This window comes from Xenorhabdus mauleonii (assembly GCF_900113945.1).
GTDB classification, from domain to species: domain Bacteria; phylum Pseudomonadota; class Gammaproteobacteria; order Enterobacterales; family Enterobacteriaceae; genus Xenorhabdus; species Xenorhabdus mauleonii.
This window is the reverse complement of the sequence record NZ_FORG01000038.1, coordinates 1-23,806: the sequence shown is the minus strand read 5'-3', so window position 1 is coordinate 23,806 and position 23,806 is coordinate 1. Positions and strand designations below refer to the sequence as shown.

The following is a 23,806-nucleotide window of genomic DNA, read 5'->3' as shown; positions in this document are numbered from 1 at the left end:
TATAGGTCATAGCGCATTTTCCTTTGGCGAGAAAGATGCCTACTATAGCAACTGGCCGCCTTTCTTAGAAATTGCACTTATTAGGCGAATCCAAGAATATAATTATTATTTTCAATTTAATCTATGTTTATCATTAAACAATGATGAGATTGGAAGAAAAATAATGGCCGATATAGTCATGAGGATCTTTTCACCGAATTCAATGAGAGCAAGGATATCTAAAATAATCAATAAATTCAGGAGTGCATAAATGAAAGAAAAACCGGGAATTATTTGGTATCTGGTATTAGTTGCGCTACTTGATTTTGTCGGCTTGGGAATGGTGGTCGCCATATTCCCGCATATGATGATTTCTGATGCAGCTTCACTATTTCCGGATGGTTGGGGGCATCAAGAAAAAGTGATTATGTTAGGTGTTTTTCTGGCAATTTATCCTTTGGGGCAGTTTTTCGGTGCTTCCATACTGGGCAAAATGTCTGACATTTATGGCCGCAGAAGAATGATGTTAATGACTATAGCGGGTACTGCTGTTGCCTTTGCCATTAGTGGTTATGCGGTTGTTGAAACATCTGCGGTGCTGTTGCTGTTTAGCCGTTTGCTGGCGGGAATGATGGCGGGCAATGTGGCGATTGCGCAAGCAAGTATGGCTGATATCAGCGCACCAGGTAATAAAACGAAAAACCTCTCTATGATCCAGACGGCCCTGGGACTGGCTTGGGTAATAGGGCCGCCAATCGGAGGTTGGCTAACCGATTTTTCTCTGGGGCAATTCAACGGGTATATGACGCCGTTTGTTATCATGGCAGCTATCTTTATTTTGTTATTTATTTATACCTTAGTTGCATATCCTGATACCTTGGAAAAGCATACTCAGGAAAAAATAAATGTCTTTTCCGGCCTGAAGCAAATTGCGAAAGCCTACAGCCACACAGAGCTGAGAATGGCATTTACTATCTGGACGGTTTTTGTTGCTGGTTGGTGGCTGTTTGAATCTTTCTTGCCTGCTTATCTGCTGGATATTTACAGTTTCAGCTCATTTCAGATTGGCTCTTTCCTCGCCTCAATGGGAGCAACCTACGCGCTATTTCAATATTTTGTGGTAAGGCACGTTGCCAAAGTCGCAAAACCTGAAAATATGGTTCGATACTCACTTGTGGTGTCATCACTTGCGATAATGGCAATTTCAATGATCAATAATGTTATTTACTTACATATACTCATTACCCTCTTCGTAACTTCCATGGGATTTGCATTGACCGGGCTGATAAGCAGCATTTCAAATCTTGCCCCGGAGAATGAACAGGGGGAAATCATGGGCTCTATCAGTTCGATTCAAGCATTGGCGACATTGATAGTTATGTTTTTGGGTGGTTTCCTTGATACCACTGATATTCGCGTAACGGTGGTGGGCGGTGGATTATTACTGTTAATTAGCTGGCTACTTTTTGTGGTGCACTTGGGATTAATTAATCGCAAAATGATTCGTTAGGTGCGTATTAGAGAGGCAATGCAAAAGCATTGTCAGGCATCTAAAAACCCCAATTGTGTTATGAACCGCTCAATTGGGGTTTTATCCAAATAATTTGCTTGCCAAAATTTAGCCAATCAATTGCCCTTGTACGTTTGCAATGCCAATCGACACAATGCAACCTGCATTAAAACGCAAATAGTCATCTTCGATACCATCAGAAAAAATTACGCCATTTTCAGGCATCAAGGATTCCAATTGCAGCGGAGAATGATCCTCAATTGCCCCAAATACCAATTGCACGCCTGTTGTTTTACTGGGAAAAGGCTCCCGTACACTGAACTGAAGCTTTCTCTCTCCCCAACCGTATCCTTGAGATAAAGGATGATAATCGGCTCCCATCACGGCTTGGGCTCCTGCTAAAATAGATTGAAACCAGCCTGTTGAGCCCAACCCTGTTGAAACAATAATACCAGATGAGGATTGAACCTCTTGTTGTCCTTGCCATTTGAGCATATAGCGCGCTGAAGTATGGCTTTTGGGACCAATAAACAAGTCATTTACCGCTAACAGTGTCTGGCCATCGTTTGTGGTGGCTTGGGCAAAGGTGACGGATCTATTCGGCATCTTCTTTTTTATTGTATTCATAACAACATCGCGAAGCTGGCCGATTTCGAAAGGCAATAGCTTGCCATCCCAGCGAGTGGGATCCGGATTGATGGCAATTACGGGTTGGCCATTCAGGTATTTCAATGTGTTAGCTACCAACCCATCCTGTCCGATCACAATGACAATATCGCGAGAAGAAAACTGATAGCTCGGCAATAATGATCTTTCCAATAGTTGGAATCGCCCTAATGATTTAAGGATAGACTCCGCTTGTACCAGTTGCTTCTGGTAATTATCATGCTCTACAAGATAATCATTGGCCTCGACGCTGTTATGTTCCAAATAAAATTTCGCTTGCGGCCATGTATTGAAACGTTCTATCAGCTCCTGCAACCGGGTTTTTCGAGTGACCAGAATAAAGCGAATATCTTCTATGCCATTCATACTTTGGTCCCTTTTTTCATCATTTGACCAAATAAATCAGGAGAGATATTTAACTCACCGATTTTACCTGCGTTCTGTGCCAAAGATTCAAATGCCATCGCCATTAACTGCTCAGGGTTCATTTTAGCCAGTGCCAGTGCTTTCAGGTTCTCAACAGGCAATTCGCGATAAGCTTTCATTTTCGCTTCGATAGCATAAGCATCGGCATCTGATTCAGCCCGCTGATTTTCAACACGTAGCGCAACAAGTTCATTGCGTTTCGCTTCCGCATTCACTTCTGCAACAAGCTTTTCTTGTTCAATTTCCGATCTTTCACGCAACAAAGTGCGTTCATTCTCCAAGCGAGCTTCTTCGATTTCCTGCTGTTTGTTTTGCACAGATAAATCCGTTTCTAACTCTGCCTCTTTGATCATGCGTTCTTGTTCGACAGAAAATTTTCGTCTGGCATAAATGGCATCATCGGCTTCCTTCAAGATGGATTCCCTAGCTTCTGCTTCAAGCGCTTTTAAAGTTTCTGGCGAAGGCGTGATCGCGGCAATCGATACATCAATAATCTCAATGCCAAGGGTTTCCAGTGTCGATTGTGAAGCTAATTGATCGCTTACATGGGTCACTAATAACTGGCTCATTAACAATGCCTCACGCATTGGCGTGGTTTGGATTTTTGCCTGAATCAATGTTTGTGCGCTGCGCACCACTCTATCACTCAGTTTTAACGGGTCTTCGGAAGCATAAGATTTACCATTTTTGGTTAGGTTGTAATTCAGTACATCTGCCGTTTTTTCTGGGTTTTTGATCTGAAAAGTGATTTGGCCTTGGATACGTAAACTTTGGAAGTCAGCCGTTTGCAGATTAAAAATGAACGGAGCTTCTAGAGCATTCAATGGTAACGCTGCAATCGAGGTCGTCGCTGCGTTATACCAAAAACTGATCCCTTTACCTTGTTTGATCACCTTGCCATTGACCGATTTAATGACGAAAGTTGATGAGTCTGCTTTGAAATATTTAATGTTAAACATAGCTATCTCCAGTTAGTGTCCTTATGACAATATCAAATTATTGTCATAAGGACACTAATGTGTCAAGGAGTAAGTGTCTTAATGACAAAATAATTTTTTAACGTATGATCGTCTTTATGGATAACCAATTGGCTCGGCGATAATCAAGACAATGAATGAAATCGAATATCTAACTCACTACGACAGAAAGGCTTACCTTTCGCCGCTTCTTAGCGTCGATGCGGTACTGTTTACCTACCATGACGAAACCTTGAAGGTGCTTCTTGTTGAGCGTGCGAATCACCCCGATAAAGGCATGTGGGGGTTGCCGGGAGGATTTGTTGATGAAGAGAAGGACTGCACACTTGAGGAAACTATCTTACGAAAATTAAAAGAAAAAACAGGCGTAATCCCGCCCTATATTGAACAACTTTGTACTGTTGGTAATAACCAGCGCGACAAACGGGGTTGGTCTGTTACGGTGTGTTATACCGCGTTGATTGCTTATCAATCCTGTGAACATCACATTGATGCCGTCGAATCTGTTAAATGGGTGCCGATTGATGAAATGGCGGCCATGCCATTGGCTTTTGACCATGCGCAATTATACCGGCAAGCCCGAGAGCGGCTACAACAAAAATCACTGTATTCCATTGTGCCGGGCTTTGCGCTACCAGAGGTTTTTACGTTGACGGAATTACAGCATGTCCATGAAGTGCTAATTGGCAAAACATTGCAAAAGAAATCCTTCAGACGCCGTTTAGAACAAGCTGATTTATTGATTGATACTGGGCAGAAACGCCATGAAAGAGGGCGGCCAGCTAATTTGTATCGCCTCAAGGCGGAATCTGCCGATTACCGCTTTATTCGTAACTTAGAGCTTTTTTGAACATTTTCAGCACAAGCTCATCAACGCTGCCGTGGATGGTGAACCTTGTGATATTCCTGAAACCTGTCGCTTGGGCATTGTATGTTAGGCATTGTATGTCCAAGTGCCAGAAAGTTTAGTGTGAAATCGGCAGCAAAAATACTTTTATCGGCCAAGCGAGACACGGCATATAGGCTATTTCACATGGCTTTTTTTCCGTGTGTTGTCCTGATTAGAATCAAGTATTCTGATGGAATAAATCCTCTCGTTAAAAATTAGAGAGCAGATATTTAACTCTCTAATTTTTATTTAGAGTTATTTGATTTTTTAAATTTAATAATTCAATTTATTTTGGATGCTTTATGCATTGGAAAATTAAATGAGTTAGTGTTGTTTTAAAGCTAATTCTTATCATAGCGTTGAATAGCAGCTTGCAGTGTTTTGCTATGTATTTTGGCTTTCTCTATTATCTCACTATTAGTATTCCCAGTAACGTTTTCCACATCATATACGGTTGCGATCTCATATAGAATAACGGGTTCTATATAATTCATTTTTGAATATTCTACTGATTTTCTAATAGGGTCAAGCAAAGAGTCCATGCGGGTAGAATATTCATCTAGCTTAAAGTTTCTTTCTGGTTGTCCTACAGTTAAGCTAGGTAATAATTTTTTATTTTTTAATTTATACCCTTTTGAGCCATATGCAAATTGATAGGTGAACACTTGGTCAAACCAGACTTTCAGTATTGCAGGCATGTTAAACCAATACATTGGGTATTGTAAAATAATAAAATCATGTCTCAATAAAGCTTCTTGTTCTGCAATGACGTCAATATTGTAATTAGGGTTTAGGTTATAAATGTCACGAATTTCAAGCTCAATATTACTTTTTTTTAATTCCTCAACAATTGTTCTATTAGCAGCGGACTGTTGAATATTTGGGTGAGCTAAGATCATTAATGGCATTTTTATTTCCTTATGTGATTATTTTATATAAGCTATGTGTTTTATAGTTTCCATAATTAGTTTATGATGATTTTTTTCTATTACAATAACTATCCATTTCGATAGTGAGGAGAGATTTTTATGATGAAGATTGCAAAAGGGGAGTATGGTCAAATTTCATTGAACGGAAAGAATTATCCTTGTTTTATCAGTATGGCGATGGATTTAATTGGAGGGAAATGGAAAGGGGTCATTTTGTATTATTTGAAGGATAAAAGTAAGCGGTTTAGCGAAATCAGAAAAGATATTCCTCATATAACTGAGATGACTTTAAGTATACAACTCAAGAAGTTAGAAAGGGATGGATTGATATTACGGGATGTCTATGGTGATAAACCGCCTATTAAAGTTGTTTATTCGCTGACTGATTTTGGGAAGTCATTTAAACCGGTGTTTGAATCGTTATCAGTATGGGCATTTGAGGTCTCAAATGATGCATAAAAATTATTATGCACATGAAGAGGTGTTATTGGATTTTGTTGAGGCGTTTTTCAATGCGGAATGATGTATTTTTCTATTCCAACCAATGCTTAAAAAACGTTTGAGATTTTTATATATTATTTTCATCTAAATTAGCTGAAAATGAAATTTAAGTTTTTTAATTAACTATATTTACGTAGATTAATAGCTTTCAGTTTGTTATTTAATATTACTCTTTTATTTTTTGAAAGGTTTTGGTATTTGAGACCGAAAAAAATACACATTATTGCCAATAAAATAGGCAGCCCCCATAAATAGGGTAAAAAAGCACCAGAAAAAGTCTTTTTATTGAAGGTTACTATTTACTTTTAGCGGTAACGGTTGCGTCATTAAGTAGCTATGACATCAAGCTGATCATAGAAATACAGGAGCATCTTGAATCAGGCAAGTTGAGGCAAGTGTTACCGCTTCATTTTCATAAAGTCTATGCGGCAAGATGGTTAAAAAAACGCTGAAGAAGCAGTGATATATTTCCGCTATTCAATCGAGGAAATAAAAACATAATGCAATAATAAAGGATATTTATTTTAAGGAGAACCGTTAGGTAGCAGGCAGTAAATATAGTCGGTGAATCGTTATAGCCAAATATTAATCCGTCGTGAAAAATAAATAAACCACCATGAAGGTATGTATTATTTTTTGTTGTGGAAATAGGTTATTAATTACTATAAGACAACTTTCTAAAAATATGCAGGGTATCGTTCAAGGTGCTCGGCAATTTTGGATTTGGGAAATAGTGCTAAATTAAGTCTATTTTTGAACATTTCGTTTGTTACTAATTCCACTCTTTTGCGAATCCACTTTTCGATACCCTGCAACAGTAAATTTCAGATTTCGTCTGTAAAATCTTTCAGTCAGTGCTTTCCTTCTTTAAATTAACTGTGAATAGTCACACTTTCATCAACAGAAATGCGTCCCATACGGACATTATGCGTGAGGGCGCTCGGGTCTGCATACCCAAATGAAATGCCGAACAGCAGGCGATACTGTTCTGATACTCCCAGTATTTCTCTTATCGCGTCAGCATGAAAACCAAGCAAAGTTTGTGGGATGCCCGCATAACCTCTGGCAGCAAGCGATAAAAGGAACGTCTGGCCATACATGCCCATATCTGAAGCGACACGAATGTTGTCACCAAATGAAGGCATAAACAGAAAAGCGACATGGGGCGCACCGTAAAACTTGAAGTTCCGTAAATAGATTTCGTTTCGTTTGGCTTTATCTTCCCGTGCGACACCAAGGGTTTCATAATAAATCCGAGCCTGTTCTTGGCTTCGGTCAAAATAGTCTCCGTAAAAATCAGCATAATCAAAGGAAAAATCAGGCGTTATAAGGCCTTTTGACGTATTTTGCAGCATCACCTCAGTAAGCGCCTCTTTGGTTTTACCGGAAGCAATGTGGACATGCCATGGTTGGGTATTACAGTTAGAAGGCGAATTCTGGGCATCAGTCAAAACCTGGCGTATTTGATCATCCGTAAGAGGAGTGGGCAAAAATGCGCGAGAAGAAAAACGGCTGCGGACTGTTTCATCGAATGTCAGTGTAGTTGTATTCATGTATTTTCTCTTTATTGTCAGTGAGTTCAAAATGTTGATGGGCATTTTAGGCGTGTATATCGTTCGGAAAAACCATATAATCCTGCAAACACTTTTGCGGATTCTGCACAAATGAAGGATTTAACCCAAATAAATGCCCGTTCAATGCAAATATTTCTTGCCATTCTTGGGGAAGGAAGTTTGTCTGAAGTCGCCAGACGAGAAGGTATTTCACCTTCTTCTGTTTCACGAACGGTGCAGTTGTTGGAACAAGCCCTTGAAACCCCATTGCTTTACCGCAATACGCGGGCGGTGTCTGCAACAGATGAAGGACGAATGTATGCCGATGCTTTCAGGAATATTCTTCAGCAACTGGACGAAACACAGACTTTAATCGGAGAAAGAAAGCAGATCCCCAATGGGCGTTTCCGTTTCAATGCTCCCTTATCCTTTGGGTTGATCCACATCACTCCATGGGTGGGGGAACTCAGTAACCGTTACCCTGAATTATCCCTTGAACTCAATCTGACAGATGATTTTATTGATCCGCTGGTGGAATCTACTGATTTATTGCTGAGAATTTCTCCCATGAAAGACTCTGGTTTTCATGGCCGGTTTATTTCCAATCAAACACACCATTTGGTTGCAAGTCCGGAATATTTGGAAAAGCATGGCACCCCGACAGGGCCGGAAGATTTGAAGAAACATCATCTTCTGACATACAAGGGGGTGATGGGACCACAATGTTGGTCATTTCAGCAGGGGAAGGAAAAAATTCAATTTATACCAGAGCCAAAAATAGCTTCAAATAACGCAGAAGTGCTCACTCGTGCAGTCGAAGATGGGGCGGGAATTATCTTGTTCCCTGATTGGCAGATAAATGAATCCATGAAGCAAAAGAGAGTAATAGGGATCTGTATGGACTATGTTATTTCAACAGGAGTACCGGACCAATCAATATACATGCTTTATCCTGGCAATCGGTACCCATCGTTGAATACTCGGGTTGTGATAGATTTTTTTCTGGAAAAATTTGGTACTCCTCCGTACTGGAAATAGAGATGTTTGGTCAGTCTATGTAGCTCAACAGGTGTTCAAGGTATTGCCAACGTATTACGGTAAAAAATAACAATAAATAAGGTTTGCACATGAAAAATAAAATAATAGAAATTCTCCAATACGAATTAAAAGAAGGAACAGGTAAACAGTTCCATCAAATTATGGTTGATATCAGCGTACCTTTACATCGTTCGCAGGGAATTGATGTTATTAGTTTTGGAAATTCATTGCATAGTGAAGATTGTTACTGCCTTATACGTGCGTTTGAAGATATGAGTGATTTATCGACGGTGCTGGATAAATTTTATAAAAGTGATGAATGGATTAGCGGGCCAAGAACAGAAATCATTGAAAAAATAAATAACAGTATTAAGACCGTTGTTGAAATGCCTGTTTCTGCGATAGATGGATTACGCACATAATAACTACTTATAGTTATTTTCCATATTTTTTATGCATGGGTTATCAATTGTAATATTGATAGCCAGTATTCTTTTCAGTAGGTTAGACGCTCTTTGAATTTAGGTAAGGGAAGAAAACAGATGATCGGTAAAGATTATGGATTAATTGACAAGAATATTAATGCGCCTCTTTCAGGAACACACTTAGATACTATCACCATAAAGATAGCCCCGGCAGGTACGATATATACGAATGAGGCTGGTGAAATCAGCCATTCCAAATTTGGGCATGCTTGGGTTGAATTTCAGGGAGAATCCATCGGATGGGGAACAGGAGAAACCAAGGAGATCGGTGGTGCAGATAATATTACGTTTAAAGACTCAGCAGGGTATGATCAATTCCAAGTCACGAGTATCACGTATCCATTATATACTGAGCAAGTCATCAAAAATATTGAAAACTATCTTTCCGATGTCATCAATGGCGTTTTTGATGGCGAGTTTGGTTCATTTCCTAAAGATTATCACCTCCTTAAAAATAACTGCATCAAATTTGTCAATTCTATTTTGGCTATTACTCGTGAAGGTGGTAATGTGGATGCCATACCTGATTTAATTGGTATTTCACCGAATATGATAATCGATAATATGGAATGCAGTGTTCAGGTATTTAAAGAAATAGACTCGGGTTTTCCGTTTGACCTTACTGGCGCTGACATTATCAATCTGGCGGAAAATAGCGTTATTTCTTTTGAAAAATATGGAGGGTTTGCTCAACATCGAGAATTTGAACAATATGAAGAAGTTTTTGACCAGGGAGAAGATTTCTTGGAACCATTAAACTTGCAGGGCGATGCTATTAAAGAAAATGTCACGAATAATAATGAGTTATCTGCATTAAGTGAAGCTGCACTTTCAGCCATCAGTATTCTCTATGAAGAAAATGAGATTACCAGTATTAATAATCATTTATCCATAAACGGCAATGACGGGAATACCATGGAAATAGCGAGCACTGATGTTGTTACAGATGAAATAATACATCCTTTAAATGTAACTATCGATATAGTTGGCGTCAATAATTCTTTTAATGACATGATATTGTGACAAAGCATTCCATTAAGAATAATTTAATGAGAAATATTTTTGTGAAAAATAAAAAAAAGATTCTTTCTTTAATATTGTTTTTTTCTTTTATAACTTATGGTTGTAGCATAAATGACCATAATACACCTTCTATTGTTTTCAATCATTCCGACAATTTTTTATCCGCATTGCCGATCCCCGTTCCTAAAAACGAACATGAATATCATGAATTAGTCAATAAGGCAAATGAGGGAGATGCAGAAGCCAATTGGATGCTCGCCGTAATATTACAAACCGAAAAACGTTATCGAGGGGCGATGAAAAGATACCAGCTATCGATATCCAGAAACGATAAATACAAACTAAAGTCTATGGTGAATTTAGGCTTTGTTTTACAAAGCGAACATAACTATGCAAAAGCAAGAGAATTTTTTGAATTGGCAGGCAAAAGTGGGGAATTTGGTGGGTATCGTGCATTGGGAGTTAATTACTTAAATGGGATTGGTGTAAAACAACATATTAATAAGGCAAAAGAATATTTTGAGAAAGGTAGCCAAATTGGCTGCCATGAATGTGCATATTATGTTGAACATTGGAATGACGTTGTTAAATTAAAGCAACTGGAACGATTAGAGTTATCCGGTAAATGATATTGGATTGCTGGTTAAAACCCGCATCAAATTATATATATACGCGTCGTACTTCAAGGTGCACGTATTATCATCCCGCGTCGCGGGATGATAATACGTTGCTTCCTGAAACTTGGAGTTAATAGGGTATATATAATATGGCGCGGGAATTCAGATCGCTATCGTAGACTACCCGATGATTATCGGGTAGCTGCTAATTTTATTAGCCTTTTTCAGGAAGGTAATAATGAAGATACTTTGAAAGTAACTCTTTTCCCATTGGGGCTAGGTGCACCGGGTTTGCAGCATTAGCCAATGCTGAAGTCGTATTCTTGATATCAAAGATTGGCATATTTTCATTGACCTCCCATCGGGTTAGTTGCTGATAGACATGTTCAGAAAGCATGGGCAGCAAGGACAATAATTCATTGTCGTCTAGATGGGGATCGTTCGCCAGCTTGGTTAGCCATTCGCCGTAAGAAAGTGCTTGCAATGGAGTGCCAGAGCATTCTTCCAAGAGACGGAAGAAGCTGTCAATATCAACAGATTCTTCTCTTGGCGGAACAAGGTGATATGCCTGACCTAAGTTCTGTAAATCACTCCCGATAGCCAAAATAGCTGCACTGACATAGTTGACCGGCACGAACTCTTTCCACTGGCGCGGCAATATCGGACAGGCGCCGAGATCAATGCAACCCATGATCAGACGCGCGACGAAATCATTTGGATTGCCGACTCCACTAACGCTGTCACCCATAATGAAACCCGGCCGGTAGACTGATAATGGGATACCGAGATCCCGTGCTTGCCAGATGAGTTGTTCTACAACCCATTTACTTTGTGCATAGCCGGTATCATATTTCAGCCCTTCAATATATGGGGTGAGGTTATCATTCTCGTGGACACGATCCGTTGGGGTCAGTAATCCGACCGGGCCAAATGCTGCAATCGTTGATACATAATGCACAGCCTTGGCTTTGCCTTGCGTCGCGAAACGAAGAATATTCAAAGTGCTATCAATGTTGGAAGCACGTTGTGTTCGATAAGGGTGAATGTAGTTAACATCTGCGGCCAGATGAAAAATGACATCGTTCGTACTGGCTAATTCATCGTAGCGTTCTGCGCTTACGCCTATCTTGGGTTGAGACAAATCACCCGCAACAGCCCTGAAACGCCCATCAAACGAATCTTCCCACAACCCGTACTTGAAAAGATTATTCTCAATGCGTTGGTATGCGGTAGCATCATCTTTTGCGCGAACAAGGCAAACAATATTGATCTTGTTCTCTTTTATTTCCTTGGAAACAAGGAGATCGCGTAAGAAGAATGCCCCCAAAAAGCCAGTTGCGCCTGTCAGGAAAATAGATGATCCAGCAATATTGGCCCAGTCTTGCGGTGCTTCTGTCAATGGCTTGATATCATCCGGCAATTGTCCATCGCGCAACCATTCTTCCACTTCGTCTTGCGCTTGCGGGGAATCGCCTTGTGAAACAATTTTGGCAAGTTGGCGAAGATCGGATACTTCATAAAGGGTCTGCACCAATAGGTGCTGATCGAATTGACGAGCCAATTCAATCACAAGACGCGATGCTTGCAGGGAGCTGCCGCCCAATTGAAAAAAGTTGTCATCAAGGGAGATGTTACTGTTGTTAAGGATCTTGCTCCAGATGCGATATATTGCATACTCGATATCGTTGAAACCAGCAGGGCGTTCCTCAGATGGTGCTTGTGTCGTGAGCAACTCTATAAGCTTACGCTGATCTGCTTTTCCATGTGGCGTCATGGGAATATTTTCGACAACAAAAATGCGGGGCAGCATGTATGCAGGCAGATATTCCGCCAATTTCCGAATGGCCAGCGCCCGGTCGAAAGTCTCCGGTGAATGAGGAACAATGAATGCGGCAAGGAAATCGTCTTCACCTTCGTTTTTCACGGCACAGACCTTGGCCAAGCTAATTTCTGTATTTTCCAGAAGTTGAATTTCAATTTCTTCCAATTCAATGCGATGACCGTGTATTTTCACCTGACTGTCGATGCGGCCTGAGAACATGAAAATGCCATCATCCCGTTGCCAGCTGAGATCACCTGTTTTGTAAAGTCGTATTGGCTGCGAGCTTCCGGGGAGAGTCACATTCACGAAACGATCGGCATTCAGCTCCTCACGGTTCCAATAGCCCCGCGAGAGTCCTTCGCCTCCGAGATAAAGTTGCCCCATACTTCCTGGTGCCAATGGCTCCATATCATCATCCAAAACGAATGCGCTGGTATGGTTGATAGGCAGCCCGATAGGAACACTGCCATCAATCAGATCATCCAGACAAATATCGTGTGAAAGTGCGAATATCGTACTTTCAGTTGGGCCATACGCATTAAGCAGATGCTTGGGGGGAGCGCCGGATTCCAGAACCAGCTTCACCATATGGGCATTGGGCGCTTCGCCAACGATCAAAAGATACTGAATATCGCGAAATGCCTGAGGGTATGTTTTCGCGATCAGATTGAAGAGTGTTGCCGTGACCGAGATGACAGAGATTTTTTTCCGTGCCAGCTCAGCTTGAAAATGCTTTATGTTCAGCACTTCCTTCTTGGAAGGCACGAAAAGCATCGCCCCGTTGAGAAGTGCTCCCCAAGTTTCGAATAATGAAATGTCGAATGTTGGGTTGCAAGTGCAGGCAATGCGGTCTTCAGGCGTGAAACGTACATATGAGGTATCGATGATGGTTCGCATGATGCTTTTTTTCTCGATTTGCACGCCTTTCGGTTTGCCGGTTGTGCCGGAAGTAAAGAGAACATGAGTTCGATGATTTGGCGTCAGGCTGGCAATCTGGTCATCGGTTAAACTTTCTCCCTCAAGAAGGTCAGAAAATGAAACAAGAGTTGTGTGTAATTGTTGGAACTTGTCAGGTGAATCAGTAATAGTCCATTTTACGGCCAGATCATCCAACATATCGTTTAAACGTGCGGTCGGTACATTTGGATCGAGAGGAACGCAGCTTCCGCCTGCCATAAGAATGGCAATCTGGCTTGTGATTTGTTCAATGCCTGGTGGAAGCAGGATTGCAACAGGCGTTTCATGTGAGACTCCAAGTAACCGCAGAGAGCCGGCGAGGGAGGTTGCTTGCTGTTTGAGTGTATGATAATCGAGTGCTTTTTCAGATGTAAAAATAGCGACTTTATTCGGATAATTACTGACTTGCGTCAGGAAATAAGGCAGCATTCAAACCCCCTACAATATAATGGGATAGTTATATCTATTTGATATAAATGATCTTTATCGAAACAAATTAATGAAATAATAACTAATTGTTACTATATCGATAATGAACTAAGTGGATTTTGAATACAAGTACCCCGGGGAAGCTTTATATCCCGTTTTTTGAGACGTATTTCAAAAAAATTGTTTTTTTCTTATTTGCGTCTTTTCTTTATAGACGTTTGAGGGAATAATTTTTAACTGGCTGGGAATGGATATAACAGAGACACATAATAATATTTTTCTTGCCAAGAAATGATTAAGTTATTTATAACAATGACTTAATCATCTGGCGAGTGATTTCGATGGTTTTTTCCTAATTAGAATTTGAGCCGGTTAGTAATGATTGTAATCGAACCGCTTTCTGATCTGTAAAATATTCTTTAGTGATATCGCCGTGGCTGACATACTCATTCATTTTACTTAAATATTCAACCAGCATTTTAAAGTCAATCGTAGTTTTTTTATCAAACTTGGATGCTAAAATATATTTTTTTAGCATATCAAATTCTCTATCATCAATTGCGCCAAGGGCTTTGATTTTTTTAATGAAATTTAATTTTTCGAGTAAATTATCCGTATATACAACAGGTGATTTAGGTTCGTCTGATTTTTTTGGTTCAACTATATTTTGAGTTGTATTGTATTGCGGTGATGGTTTTTTATCTGATATTGATTGGGGAACAGTTTGAGCTTCACTTAGCTTTAGAATAAAATTATCAAGTGATTTAATATCTATATTTTGGAATGTATATTCCTGATAATTTATTTTCAAAGTTAATTTTGCAAATAAAAAACTACTTTCATGTTCATACTCATTGAGTGATTTTACAGAAAAATGATAGTGATGTTTTTTATTAAAAATATTTATTCTTACAAAGTGAATATTAATATTGGTCAGTAATATTAATGTCCCTTTTAGACCATCCTGATCCCCGGCGAGGGCAGCCATAGGATATTCATCAGCATTTAACGTTTTAATAACATATGAAAACTCTTTTCTTTTGCCAACCATGGTAAAAAAATTCCCAGCCAGCCCATCTAATATTGCGCTTAGATCATCGCCAGACGCAGTCTTGTAATTAATCATGGGACTCCTTTAGTTAAATTTCCAAGCAATATCGAAATATGACTAGCTGAAACTGTTTGAAAGATAATTAAAAATTTCTTAGATAAAGAATCAAGCTGCCATTTTATCGCTGCTGGCGAAAAAACGCAAAAACCACTTGTAATTCAAAAGGAATAATTAATAGCTATTCAAATTAACCTTTTTAGGAATGCAAAAACGCACTAAGCGACAGAGATGAAAAAGGCCACGGTATAATCAAGGGATAAGTTTCAATTAATTTCTATATTAAAATGGGCTGATAATTAATGCCTTGAGTACTTTTTCAAAAAAATAACTAATTATATGAGTAAAGTTAAAATGTTTATCAAAAGAAGATAATCAATTAAAAATATTCCCCAACTTATTTCCCTGAACTATTTTAATATGGATTGAGGTTTTTTGATCGTTCTATTATCTTCCCATTTCAATAATTCCGCACTTTTGCTTCCTTTCAATTTCAAAATCATTTACTTTGGAGTGGGGGATATCCTAGCCATTCAAAGGGTGGATAAAAAAAATATTCTTTTTAATTTCAGATGGTAACTAATTGTTAAGGTTTATTTACTTGTTATCGGGGAAAGATAAGAGTATCGATTTTATGATAGTAATCCAATAAGTAAAATAGGGAGCCTAAAATGAAAAAATATATACTTATTTGCCTGCTGACAAGTGCTACTATTTTGACCCCAATGCAAACTTATGCTTTTGCCTGCGGGATCTATTGGTGGGGTGGTCATGCGTGGCACAGATGTATGTCTTCATGCGAAAAATCACACACTCATATATTTTGTTTATAGTAAATTTTGTTTATATTAATAAGCAGGACGGTAGTACTCGTGCCGTCCTTTAATCACTCACCAATACTTATGTTCTGCCATCCTAAAATCATTCATTTTTATTCATGACTTATCTAGCCAACGTAACACAGTTTCAGCAAGGCTAAATAGTGATTGGCCGAAAGCAGCTTATTTAAGCCAAGTTTTGCACGCCCTTACCATAGGTTGATATTTTATGCCAGAGGTATTAGACTGATGGCGTTGGCTTAGAGATGTCGCGCTATCATCGAGGTTACCAACCACGTTAATAGCACATTGAAAGACAAACTCATCAAAAGCGAAAACAAAAAAACCAACCTCACCAGTTGGTTTTTTTTGTTTTTCCCTATCTATCACGTCAATTGATTGAATGATTTCAGAATCAACTTATAATTTTCTTTGTTGGTTAGATAAGCGTACTGGTCGCGCGCAGACGTTTGATGTAAAAAAGCCTGGCTGAGTACAGGTGGTGCTGACTCGGTGCCTCGACCAGAGCGCGATATCTCTAAGCCAACACTTACGAGAACCAACCGGACAGGCAATGTAAAGGCAATGGTTGGTTAATTCGTGCTCCTAATCATAGGAGCAAAACGGGTGAAAGCATTTATCGATACTGCAATCATCATTCTCAAAGCGTTAGTTGCGCTTTTAGAATTGATCCGTAGATTTCTAAATTAAGGAACTACGGAAACGTAGCTAAGGCCATCGGGTTAACCTCCCGGTGGCCTTTAACATTTACGGTGCTTGCAAACGGCTTTAGTTTTTTTCAATGAAAATTCCGTAGATATATGATTCGTCACGTTCATAGGGCACGAAAGTACAGGCATCACCTGTCGTTGCGCATAATGCCGTCGGTAGAATGAATGTGGCAAAAAGTGCTTTTCGCATGACATCATCGCGGGCGGACATATCCGCTTTGACACCTTCGAACATGGCAGTACCAACGCTCTTATGCTTTTCTGTTGCCGAGTCTAAGATTAGAGTTTCACACGTTTGAAGGCAGCATTTAGCCAACATCTCAAATGAGGGGTAATGGCCGTTGAGATCGCTGTATACTGCCAGACTGCCCGCCCAAGCGCTGATGACCTATCCGACATATTCCGCATTTATCATATTCATAATGCTGTTCCTCTGTGAATATCTCGGTCTGTATGTTCTTCTCAATGAATTGTTCGTGGCTCATACGGGTTCTCCCTCTTCACCGGGGAAATCGCCAAGGTCAGGAATAGAAAACTGAGTGAGTCCCAGTGCTAACTTCGTAGCCTCTTGGATGCGTTCAATATCCCGCTTGCGCTAAGTCATCAATCCACTGCCTTTTTGACCTTGATGTGAAGTTGGTCGACTAAAACTGGTCACCGCATTCGCGTTTTTCCAGAACCGATTTTCTGATTCGTTTGGGGGTAATCCGCCGGTATAGGCATGCGGCCTGAGTGTGCTGTAATACCTTACGATATAATTTGTGACTGCATGAGCCGCTTTGCTAAAGTTCGGGTATCTTGTCATGGGTATCCATTCATTTTTCAAGCTTCTGAAGAAGCGTTCCATCGGACTGTTATCCCTGCAATTTCCGCGTCGACTCAGGCTTTGTTTTATCGGGTAACGCCACAGATTCTGGCGAAATTGCTTGCTGGCTCGTATTAATGCTGCTCTGTTTATGATTTTGGCAAACCGCTATGATTGGCAACTTTTTATTGAAGTCACCAGCGAAGGCGGAAGTGGTAAAAGTGTGCTTACGTATATCGCTACCTTACTGGCGGGAGAACACAATACCGCCAGTGGCAATATGAGAGCGCTGGATGAAGCCAGAGGCCGTTATCAGTTTGTCGGCAAGAGCTTAATTACGCTGCCCGATCAGGTTAAATATGTGGGTGAAGGGGCAGGAATTAAGGCCATTACAGGCGGTGACCTGATTGAAGTTGACGGGAAATATGAAATGCAATTTCCTACCATCATTAAAGCCGGGTTAATTTGGGAAGCTAAATTTAGTACATCAATGCGTTTTTCATTGTGGCATTACCTGAAATTTAGATTGGGTAATTATCTGATTTTACCTAAGAGTGGAAGTTCATCACAAATTTACTGATGCACTTTTATATATACTGAAATTGATAAGTATTGTTGTTATATTCTGCCTAATTGATATTGGATGTTACGGATAATTGAAGAATGACACATAAGAAATATAATCCCACTTGGGATGGCTATATGGGGGATGTTTTAAGGGGTAATGTAGGAATTAATCAGCTAAAACCCCAGCATGAATTTTTTGATGCCATTGGGTTAGAAAAAGTATTGAGAGATAATACCCAATATCACTTTGTTCTCACATTATCAGAAGCTCAAAGCATTATTGAGGATATCAGCCCCCACCGCCCACAAAGTCCAAGTTATGGATATGCATTTGCAAGAGGCATGGACGAAAAACACCTAAGTTATGAAGAAGCATTCGCAAGAGGTATGGACATAGAAAACAAGAAAAAAAATCCTATGGCGCATGTATTTTCTGTCACTGATCCTATTTCTACTTATGCGGGAAATATCTATGATGCGCATGGGTTTTATGAAGTTTGCAGAGAGTTTAAGAGCTTGGGCATTAAAGCTACAGAACATGTAGGAAAAAATGGGGAAAAGTATATTCACATATCAGGGCATGCAGGTCTTAGGAGTCGTATTATGGGGACACGATATCGCGCCAAAAACCCCCAAATGCTTGGAATGGGAATAGGGCAGCAGGGGCTTAATGCAAGCGTTGTTAAAGGTGTTAGATTCAGCATCATTTTTTCTATTGGATATCGAGTGATAGAAAGTATTTTTAAGGATGAATATACACTAGCTGATTTTCTTGGAAATGTAACCATGGATATGGCTAAAACTGCTATTATTGCTGCTTCCGCTTGGGTTGTCGGTTCAGTTTTAACTGCCACTGCTTTGGTAGGTGGAAGTATTATTGCTGCTGCGGTAATAGTTTTAGCTGCTGGGGTTCTAGCGGCTTTTGTTTTAGATATTCTTGATAAGCAATATGGGATAAGTGAAAAATTAATAGCACTCATAAAAGAAGAGATGAAAAGAAAACCAAGAACACCGGAAGCGGATTTACAGCATTTTTTTAATGCGATGGGAAGAATTAGATGAATAGTAAATATTTTAAAGCATTTGGTGTGTTAATGTTTTTATTGTTAATAACATTTATGATGAGTTTCGTTATTGACTCTGCTGTTTCATTAGTATTAATGAAAGATGAAATAACATTTTCCGGTGCAGTGGTTATAAGCATTCTATCTTTCCCTATAATATTTTATTCTTTATCTGGTTCTATTTTTTTCTTTATCTTTGATAGGTTACCTAAATTTAACAAGATAATTGTTAACTATCTGGTTAAATTAGCAATTTTATCATTTATCATCAGCTTACCTATCTCTTTTTATGTTAGCTATAAGTTAAAAAATGATGGTTATTTGACATGTGATAAAATATCGTGGATGTCACCTACTACTTATGTTAAAGACATTAAGTTATGTAAGTGAAAACTTTTGTAAATATTTCGTCCTCATGTTTTCGTAAGTTTAGACCTATAAAGTTGAGGTCTTTTTATTATATTTTTCATATATATATTAAGAGATGGCACTCAGACATGAGCCGCCATCAGGCCGTTTAATCAAGCTGCGAGAAGCAGAAAAAGATTATCCGGCCGTTCCCTCTGTGTTGGTTTCACGTCTTAACATTATTGTTATGGAAACCATTTCATGAAAAAGCTACTTGAATTACGCCAGCAAAAAGCAACCCTCACCGAACAAATGCGTTCACTGCTCACCAAGGCAGAAGCTGAAAAACGTTCATTGAGCGAAGATGAAGCAAAACAGTTCGACACCCGCCGTCAGCGATTGTACCACAACGATTATCCGATCACTGGCTCGCCTACACCATCACCGAACTATCTACATGAATCGCTGAACAATCTGACGCCGGAAGAGTACCGGATGATGAATGAAAACGCGGAAATCTCAAAAAGTACGTGGAACTAAAACGGGTATGCTTACAGGGCGATGGCTTGCCGGCAGACTCATGAAAGAGCTGGGGCTGGTGAGTTGTCAGCAGCCTGCTTACCGGTATAAACGTGGCGGCCATGAACACATTGCTATCCCGAATTACCTTGAGCGGCAGTTCGCAGTGACAGAGCCCAATCAGGTGTGGTGCGGCGACGTGGCGTATATCTGGACAGGTAAACGCTGGGCATACCTCGCCGTTGTACTTGACCTGTTTGCGAGGAAACCCGTGGGCTGGGCAATGTCGTTTTCTCCTGACAGCAGACTGACCATAAAAGCACGGGAAATGGCGAGGGAGGCCCGCGGTAAACCACCCGGGGTGATGTTCCATAGCATCCAGGGCAGCCACTATACAAGCAGGCCGTTCCGGCAGTTACTGTGGAGATACCGGATCAGGCAAAGTATGAGCCGGCGCGGAAACTGCTGGGATAACAGCCCGATGGAGCGCTTCTTCAGCAGCCTGAAAAATGAGTGGATACCGGCGGCTGGCTACATGAACTTCAGCGATGATGCTCATGCAATAACGGACTATATTGTCGGGTATTACAGCACACTCAGACCGCATGAATATAACGGTGGATTACCCCCAAACGAATCGGAAAATCGATACCGGAAAAACGCTAAAACGGTGGCCAATTATAGTTGACCACTACAGATAGAGGAAGAAAAGCCGAGCTTGATTAACTTGGCCTCTACGTTCTTTTCGATAAATTGTTCGGGGTTCATGCAGGCTCTCCCTCTTCATCGGGGAAATTATCAAAGCCCGGCAAGGTAAGTTGCGATAATTCTAAAATGGCTTTTTCTGCCTTACGGATTTTCTTGAGGTGACGCTTACGTAGGTTCATCAGATCACTCCCTTTGCGTCCGAAGTTATCGAATGACCATTTGTTAGCAGTCACCAAACGGTTTTGCATTTCACCAATGGTTAGCTCTTTCAGGTTCGCCATATCCATCATGGCTAAATTTTGCGGTTGATGTTCTTTTTCTGCCAAATCAAGCAACCACTTGCGAAGAGCTTTGGCGACTTTGGTTTTCGACAACATTCCTACAAGGTGAGCGCCACGAAGTGACTAAATTCTCATTGTTTTATGTTGTAACCCATTGATTTCTCCGCTGACCGTCAGATTGACGACCATGGTCATATCTGGCGAAAACTCGTCTTTGTTCCGATCATAAATCCTCGATACTGAGTCTTCACGGGCATATTCCAAAAGTTCAGCGAGATGTTTGCCGGTAAATCAAATCTTGCCGTCTCCATTATCAAATGGAACGATTTCGTGTTCTTTGAAAGTTAATGCTGTAGACATGGTTAGTTCCTTTTAGTGATAAACCTTGCGCTCAGGAGCAACCAGCCCAAAGAGGAATAACCAGTCCGCTACTGGCTGTCCTCAAGGCTTATCCTGAAAGGTTCTTTGGTGTGTGCGTCGAGCGTGACGCGGTGAAATGCAGATACAAAAAAACCATCATGAATGTGATGGCATGGGTTATTGCTTTAACCACTCAAGGGAATGGGTAAAGGAATATTGTGTTTAGTTTCAGAGGGCAACTAATAGTTAAGGTTTATTCGCTTGTTTTGTGGTGGAAATGGATTTATTAGTAACCAAAATATACTTTCTTTGCGGAGGTTTTTATGCATGGGGAATATGTTTGCTACGTTTGTAAGAAAACGTTTTCTAGACAATCTGAGTTTGATAGGCATGAGCGAATTCATACAGGGGAGAAATCTTTCGTCTGTGATGTTTGTGGCCGAGGTTTCTCCGAGTCTACCGCCTTAACGAAACATAAACGAGTTCATACAGGGGAGCAACCCTTCGCCTGTGATGTTTGTGGAAAAAGATTTGCCCTCGCTTCCAACTTAGCGATACATCGACAAATTCATACAAGGGAGAAACCTTTCGTCTGCGATGTTTGCGGAAGGCCGTTTGCTCGTCAGTACGATTTAAATAATCATAGGCAGACTCATCGCGAAACATGGGACAAATATTATTTCTGTGATTTTGATAATTGCACAGCAACATTTTGCCAGCAACGATATCTAGATAGACATATGGTACGTACACATCATATAAAAAAAAGACATACTCAACTTACTCAGAAAGACTTGGATATATTTAATGAATTTTTCCAAGATCAATTTGCGAACGAAGATTTAGCTAAGGTTACGCAATCTCCACATCTAAATTCACAGTATGAACAAGATACGCAGCAAGCAATACAGCAAAGTCGCATTACTGCTTATGAACATGGAGATATACCGGGGTCTTCTAATTTCTTACTAACACAAAGAAGCCCATCTCCGAGACTGCTATTTCCGCCTAGAACTTCAATGCCGTCGGAGCATATGCCTTCACCAATAGGGCAACCCTTGCAACATTGCCATTCTCCTAGCCACTTCACCCAAGCAGATGCTGATGAATTTGATAATAATGAATTTTTCGAAGGTCGATTTGCGAACGAAGTTTTAGCTAGAATGAGAGGAATAGTTACGCAATCTTCACCTCATACTCCTAATCATCTAGATTCACAGGATGAACAATATATGCTGCAAGCAATACAGCAAAGTCGCATTACTGCTTATGAACATGGAGACATGCCGGGGCCTTCTGATTTCTTATCAACCGCTCAGTCTAGCGGCGCTATCGAGAGGCAACCTGTTTCATCATCACAACGATACGCTCCACATCAACAACCACAAAGAAGTTCATCTCCGCCTAGAACTTCAATGCCGCCGGAGCGTATGTCTTCACCAATAGGGCACCCAGCTCCACAATCTAGCCAAGGTTATAATTCTTATACCCCACCTTCACCCACAAGCCCAATGCATCCCCCTACACCGCCTTCCATGCAACGGCGTTCACCATCTAGATTACCAATACGGTATGACATCTATGGAAACCAGAGAACTAATGACGATGAAGATAACGACTATCCATGGAATACACCAAACTCAAGCCCAAAACGGTAATAATCCTTCCCACCCCAGAATCATTTGCTCTGGGGTGCACTTCGTTCTTTAACCACTCAAGGGAATGGGTAAAGGAATATTGTGTTTAGTTTTAGAGGGTAACTAATAGTTAAGGTTTATTCGCTTGTTTTGTAGTGGAGATGGATTTATTAATTATAGAAAGCGTACTTTCTGTGGAGGTGATTATGCAGATAAAGATAAATAGACCAGCTACATTACAAATAAACCCACCAGATATATTTAGTACTGAATATCCACTTGTGAAAAGCAATAGAATAGTCAGACTTGATGCATATACAGATTATCTGATTACTTCTGAATATTTAATACAAGATAATCCGATGAACCCTACAACATTGCTCATTAGAGCTAGCTGCATTCATGATTTGCTTTATAGATCTATTGTTAATTATTTTAATGTGCGTGACGTACTGAAATCCCTCGGATTCATTCAAGTTAATTCGTCAAGTAATGGCGTAAAGTTTAAATTGGATCGAGCTAAATACCCAACAGTCAGAACAATAAGGGCTTTTAGGCAGCAAGTATTAAGTAATTTTACTATGTAGCTGTATTGGTTCAATGACGCTTCACTCCAACACCCCAGAATCATTTGCTCTGGGGTGCACTTTGTTCTTTAACCACTCAAGGGAATGGGTAAAGGAATATTGTGTTTAGTTTCAGAGGATAACTAAACTAATAGTTAAGGTTTATTCGCTTGTTTTGTGGTGAAGATGGGGGGTAAGGATTGTTGTAAATGTGTGCAAGCTTAAGGGGCATCTTTATGTCTATATGTCAAATTTGTAATCAAGTCCTTAGAAACGCGGCCGCCCTGGACTCTCATATGTGGGCGGTGCATACTGTACGACAACGACCATTTAAATGCCGCATCAACAATTGCCCCTGCCAGTCATTAACTGGGTTATAGTCGATATTGCCGGGATTGTTGTTGCGTATGCCTCTGGTCATCAGATTATTCCCCGCTCTCTGTCAGCCCTTACAAGTAACTTGGTCAGCCGATAACGGTTTTCTAAATTGAAG

At 40.2% G+C, this 23,806-nt stretch carries 22 protein-coding genes and 6 pseudogenes; 18 read left to right on the top strand and 10 right to left on the bottom strand.

Features of this window, described 5'->3' with window-relative positions:
* Together BM100_RS23445 and BM100_RS20670 are read left to right on the top strand one after the other, a co-directional pair.
* Positions 1 to 250: hypothetical protein (locus BM100_RS23445; protein WP_217648214.1), on the top strand; the 250-nt coding region annotated here is incomplete at its 5' end.
* Positions 251 to 1,489 carry an MFS transporter gene (locus BM100_RS20670; protein ID WP_092514361.1) on the top strand — a complete coding sequence of 413 codons (1,239 nt, stop codon included), beginning with the start codon at positions 251 to 253 and terminating at the stop codon, positions 1,487 to 1,489.
* 108 nt (positions 1,490 to 1,597) lie between these two features.
* On the opposite strand, the gene BM100_RS20665 is transcribed toward BM100_RS20670, so the two are convergent.
* Both BM100_RS20665 and BM100_RS20660 read right to left on the bottom strand, forming a co-directional pair.
* Positions 1,598 to 2,521 (bottom strand): diacylglycerol kinase catalytic domain-containing protein, encoded by a 924-nt coding sequence (locus tag BM100_RS20665; protein ID WP_092514359.1) that lies wholly within the window; start codon positions 2,519 to 2,521, stop codon positions 1,598 to 1,600.
* The gene (locus BM100_RS20660) at positions 2,518 to 3,540 is read right to left on the bottom strand and encodes an SPFH domain-containing protein (RefSeq protein ID WP_092514357.1); all 1,023 of its coding nucleotides are present in this window, start codon (positions 3,538 to 3,540) and stop codon (positions 2,518 to 2,520) included. Before BM100_RS20660 ends, BM100_RS20665 begins: the two co-directional genes overlap by 4 nt.
* A 151-nt stretch (positions 3,541 to 3,691) precedes the next feature.
* Here BM100_RS20660 and BM100_RS20655 point away from each other — a divergent pair, with 151 nt between their 5' ends.
* Positions 3,692 to 4,408 (top strand): NUDIX hydrolase, encoded by a 717-nt coding sequence (locus BM100_RS20655; RefSeq protein ID WP_092514355.1) that lies wholly within the window; start codon positions 3,692 to 3,694, stop codon positions 4,406 to 4,408.
* Positions 4,409 to 4,788: 380 nt separating this feature from the next.
* Here BM100_RS20655 and BM100_RS20650 read toward each other — a convergent pair whose 3' ends face one another.
* Positions 4,789 to 5,355, bottom strand: a complete 567-nt coding sequence (locus BM100_RS20650) for an NAD(P)H-dependent oxidoreductase (protein ID WP_092514353.1) — start codon at positions 5,353 to 5,355, stop codon at positions 4,789 to 4,791.
* A 120-nt stretch (positions 5,356 to 5,475) separates the two neighbouring features.
* Here BM100_RS20650 and BM100_RS20645 point away from each other — a divergent pair, with 120 nt between their 5' ends.
* The gene (locus BM100_RS20645) at positions 5,476 to 5,835 is read left to right on the top strand and encodes a winged helix-turn-helix transcriptional regulator (RefSeq protein ID WP_211284521.1); all 360 of its coding nucleotides are present in this window, start codon (positions 5,476 to 5,478) and stop codon (positions 5,833 to 5,835) included.
* 914 nt (positions 5,836 to 6,749) lie between these two features.
* On the opposite strand, the gene BM100_RS20640 is transcribed toward BM100_RS20645, so the two are convergent.
* A complete protein-coding gene (locus tag BM100_RS20640) occupies positions 6,750 to 7,430 on the bottom strand; it encodes a nitroreductase (protein ID WP_092514351.1) in 681 nt (226 codons plus the stop codon).
* Between the two features lie 111 nt (positions 7,431 to 7,541).
* Between BM100_RS20640 and BM100_RS20635 the strand changes: the two genes are divergently transcribed.
* From BM100_RS20635 to BM100_RS20620, 4 genes are all read left to right on the top strand, one after another.
* The gene (locus tag BM100_RS20635) at positions 7,542 to 8,468 is read left to right on the top strand and encodes a LysR family transcriptional regulator (RefSeq protein WP_092514349.1); all 927 of its coding nucleotides are present in this window, start codon (positions 7,542 to 7,544) and stop codon (positions 8,466 to 8,468) included.
* An 89-nt stretch (positions 8,469 to 8,557) separates the two neighbouring features.
* Complete coding sequence (locus BM100_RS20630; protein ID WP_092514347.1) at positions 8,558 to 8,890, top strand: NIPSNAP family protein; 333 nt, start codon at positions 8,558 to 8,560, stop codon at positions 8,888 to 8,890.
* Between the two features lie 120 nt (positions 8,891 to 9,010).
* Complete coding sequence (locus BM100_RS20625; RefSeq protein WP_092514345.1) at positions 9,011 to 9,976, top strand: hypothetical protein; 966 nt, start codon at positions 9,011 to 9,013, stop codon at positions 9,974 to 9,976.
* Positions 9,977 to 10,017: 41 nt separating this feature from the next.
* A complete protein-coding gene (locus BM100_RS20620) occupies positions 10,018 to 10,605 on the top strand; it encodes a tetratricopeptide repeat protein (protein ID WP_244590729.1) in 588 nt (195 codons plus the stop codon).
* 202 nt (positions 10,606 to 10,807) lie between these two features.
* Here BM100_RS20620 and BM100_RS20615 read toward each other — a convergent pair whose 3' ends face one another.
* Together BM100_RS20615 and BM100_RS20610 are read right to left on the bottom strand one after the other, a co-directional pair.
* Complete coding sequence (locus BM100_RS20615; protein ID WP_092514341.1) at positions 10,808 to 13,801, bottom strand: non-ribosomal peptide synthetase; 2,994 nt, start codon at positions 13,799 to 13,801, stop codon at positions 10,808 to 10,810.
* Between the two features lie 352 nt (positions 13,802 to 14,153).
* Positions 14,154 to 14,927: a hypothetical protein gene (locus BM100_RS20610; protein WP_092514339.1), complete on the bottom strand. Its 774-nt coding sequence runs from the start codon at positions 14,925 to 14,927 to the stop codon at positions 14,154 to 14,156.
* A 1,400-nt stretch (positions 14,928 to 16,327) separates the two neighbouring features.
* Here BM100_RS20610 and dinQ point away from each other — a divergent pair.
* Positions 16,328 to 16,438, top strand: a complete 111-nt coding sequence (gene dinQ / locus BM100_RS24125; protein ID WP_422645740.1) for a damage-inducible type I toxin DinQ — start codon at positions 16,328 to 16,330, stop codon at positions 16,436 to 16,438.
* Between the two features lie 78 nt (positions 16,439 to 16,516).
* On the opposite strand, the gene BM100_RS23305 is transcribed toward dinQ, so the two are convergent.
* Both BM100_RS23305 and BM100_RS20605 read right to left on the bottom strand, forming a co-directional pair.
* Entirely contained in the window at positions 16,517 to 16,693 is a 177-nt protein-coding gene (locus BM100_RS23305; protein WP_169924793.1) for a hypothetical protein, read from the bottom strand.
* Positions 16,694 to 17,053: 360 nt separating this feature from the next.
* A pseudogene (locus tag BM100_RS20605) lies at positions 17,054 to 17,389 on the bottom strand (integrase core domain-containing protein); the annotation flags it as partial.
* Between BM100_RS20605 and BM100_RS20600 the strand changes: the two are divergent.
* The 6 genes and pseudogenes from BM100_RS20600 to BM100_RS20580 all read left to right on the top strand — a co-directional run.
* Positions 17,388 to 17,720: pseudogene (locus BM100_RS20600) on the top strand (DNA primase); the annotation flags it as partial. The pseudogenes BM100_RS20605 and BM100_RS20600 sit on opposite strands and share 2 nt — an antisense overlap.
* Before the next feature lie 206 nt (positions 17,721 to 17,926).
* Entirely contained in the window at positions 17,927 to 18,892 is a 966-nt protein-coding gene (locus BM100_RS20595; RefSeq protein WP_092514337.1) for a hypothetical protein, read from the top strand.
* Positions 18,889 to 19,284, top strand: coding sequence for a DUF1240 domain-containing protein (locus tag BM100_RS20590; protein ID WP_092514335.1), 396 nt, complete (start codon positions 18,889 to 18,891; stop codon positions 19,282 to 19,284). Before BM100_RS20595 ends, BM100_RS20590 begins: the two co-directional genes overlap by 4 nt.
* Before the next feature lie 219 nt (positions 19,285 to 19,503).
* Positions 19,504 to 19,635 (top strand): annotated as a pseudogene (locus tag BM100_RS22805) (phage major capsid protein); the annotation flags it as partial.
* Positions 19,636 to 19,698: 63 nt separating this feature from the next.
* Positions 19,699 to 19,782: pseudogene (locus BM100_RS22800) on the top strand (integrase); the annotation flags it as partial.
* Positions 19,783 to 19,792: 10 nt separating this feature from the next.
* Positions 19,793 to 20,449: pseudogene (locus BM100_RS20580) on the top strand (IS3 family transposase); the annotation flags it as partial.
* Positions 20,450 to 20,525: 76 nt separating this feature from the next.
* On the opposite strand, the gene BM100_RS23710 reads toward BM100_RS20580, so the two are convergent.
* Entirely contained in the window at positions 20,526 to 20,846 is a 321-nt protein-coding gene (locus BM100_RS23710) for a hypothetical protein (RefSeq protein WP_092514331.1), read from the bottom strand.
* A gap of 587 nt (positions 20,847 to 21,433) precedes the next feature.
* On the opposite strand from BM100_RS23710, the pseudogene BM100_RS24120 reads away from it, so the two are divergent.
* The 3 genes and pseudogenes from BM100_RS24120 to BM100_RS20560 all read left to right on the top strand — a co-directional run.
* A pseudogene (locus BM100_RS24120) lies at positions 21,434 to 21,763 on the top strand (C2H2-type zinc finger protein); the annotation flags it as partial.
* Positions 21,764 to 22,144: 381 nt separating this feature from the next.
* Entirely contained in the window at positions 22,145 to 22,768 is a 624-nt protein-coding gene (locus BM100_RS23705; RefSeq protein WP_244590730.1) for a hypothetical protein, read from the top strand.
* Positions 22,769 to 22,953: 185 nt separating this feature from the next.
* A complete protein-coding gene (locus BM100_RS20560) occupies positions 22,954 to 23,334 on the top strand; it encodes a hypothetical protein (protein ID WP_092514327.1) in 381 nt (126 codons plus the stop codon).
* A gap of 271 nt (positions 23,335 to 23,605) precedes the next feature.
* Here BM100_RS20560 and BM100_RS23910 read toward each other — a convergent pair whose 3' ends face one another.
* Positions 23,606 to 23,734, bottom strand: coding sequence for a hypothetical protein (locus BM100_RS23910; RefSeq protein WP_274539958.1), 129 nt, complete (start codon positions 23,732 to 23,734; stop codon positions 23,606 to 23,608).
* Positions 23,735 to 23,806 lie beyond the last annotated feature (72 nt).